Here is a 1,626-nt window from a genome sequence, read left to right on the forward strand (position 1 = left end):
TACGCGCGTTGCGCGTGTGCCGCCGGCAGATGCTTGTCGATGAAGGTGCCGCCGCGCATCATGTGTGGACGGCACCTGTGGGTCAAGTGCAATTTGGTTCTGCTCACTCGTTTCGCTGTCGGGGGCGCCAGTCATGTGTCCGGCCTGAAGTGCGGGTGTTACGCCGCGGCCAAGATGCCATTCGCCACCATGGTCCCGATCATCCTCACGGCTTCGCTGAGCCGATGACACTGCTGGGTTGTCCGTGGTGCCGTTCCCGTCTGCGTCGCGTGCGTGCATCTCCTCGTCGCGCCCCTCACCACTCATGCCGCTGGTCCGGTGCGATCTGCGCTCGGTCCAGCGTATTACGTCATCGCCGAGCCCTACGCGCGTTGCGCGTGTGCCGCCGGCAGATGCTTGTCGATGAAGGTGCCGCCGCGCATCAGCAACACCCAGACGATCCGCGCCGTCTTGTTGGCTAGCGCCAACGCCGCCTTGCGGAACGGCATGCGCGCGAGCAGCGCGTTAAGTTTCGGATCGGCCCGATCGGGCCGCTTCGTCGCGGCAGCCAGCCGGGCGGCAGACGCCAGATACAGCAGGCGGCGCAGATAGACGTTGCCGCGTTTGCTGACCGGACCATAAGTGACCTCGCCTCCCGTGCCGGTCATCTTCGGTGTCACACCGAGAGAGGCTGCGAACGCGCGACCCGACGGGAAGATCTGTGGCGCGGTCACGGCCGCGACGAAGGCGCTGGCGATCAGCGGCCCGACGCCGGGAATGGTCTTCAAGCGCCTGACGCGCTCGTCGGCCTTGGCGTGAGCGGCGATCTGGGCATCGATCCGATCGAGCGACGCCTCGGTCTCGGCGAGAACAGCGGCGGCCGCCATCAGCGGCGCGCGCAGTGCTGCCGCAATCTCGGTGCGCGCTGCGTCGGTCACGATCGCCAGCAGTGTCGCCATGCCCTTGTCGCCGGCCGGCGCGATGATGCCGAACTCGGACAACAGCGAGCGGATCATGTTGCGCGTGGCAGTTCGTACGGTGATCAGATGATCGCGCACCGTGTGCGGCACCGACAGCATCTGCTGCTCGACCGTCTTGGTCGGCACGACTTTGAGACGCGGGCGCGTGACCGCCTCGCAGATCGCCTCGGCATCGGCGGCATCCGTCTTGTTGTGGCGGCGGTAGGCCTTCACGTCCTCGGCCGGCAGTTGATGCACCGTGTGCCCGAGGGCCTCGATCCGGCGCGCCCAATCGTGGGAGCCGCCGCACGCCTCCATGCCCACCAGGCAACGCGGCGGCAGCTTCGCGAAAAACGCCAGAACCTCGCGCCGCTTGAGCTGCCGGCGGATGGTCGTCTTGCCGCCCGCGTCGACACCGTGAACCTGAAACACGCTCTTCGCCAAATCCAGTCCGATCGTGGTAGTCGTTGCCATGGACGGCCCCTTTGCTCGCGATGATTCGCTTCCAACGATCACCGTATGGCGCTTTGACGCCGGAGGAAGGGTGCCGTCCACAGCATCATCCTCGGCCGAACTGAAAGCGAGCTGCCGAGGACCCAGAGTGCGGCGCGCTCGATCATCGAGCTTTCGGTCAGCTTTCGCAGCCCATTTATCCGGCGTGACCCGCCGACGGCTGGGTCCTCGGGAT

At 66.4% G+C, this 1,626-nt stretch carries 1 protein-coding gene; it reads right to left on the reverse strand.

What is annotated here, in order from left to right:
* Positions 1 to 362: 362 nt before the first annotated feature.
* Positions 363 to 1,412, reverse strand: a complete 1,050-nt coding sequence (locus WCE35_RS13510) for an IS110 family transposase (RefSeq protein ID WP_424593854.1) — start codon at positions 1,410 to 1,412, stop codon at positions 363 to 365.
* Between the last annotated feature and the right edge of the window lie 214 nt (positions 1,413 to 1,626).

The sequence above is a fragment of the Bradyrhizobium sp. genome (assembly GCF_049691595.1).
In the GTDB taxonomy this organism is placed as follows: Bacteria; Pseudomonadota; Alphaproteobacteria; order Rhizobiales; family Xanthobacteraceae; genus Bradyrhizobium.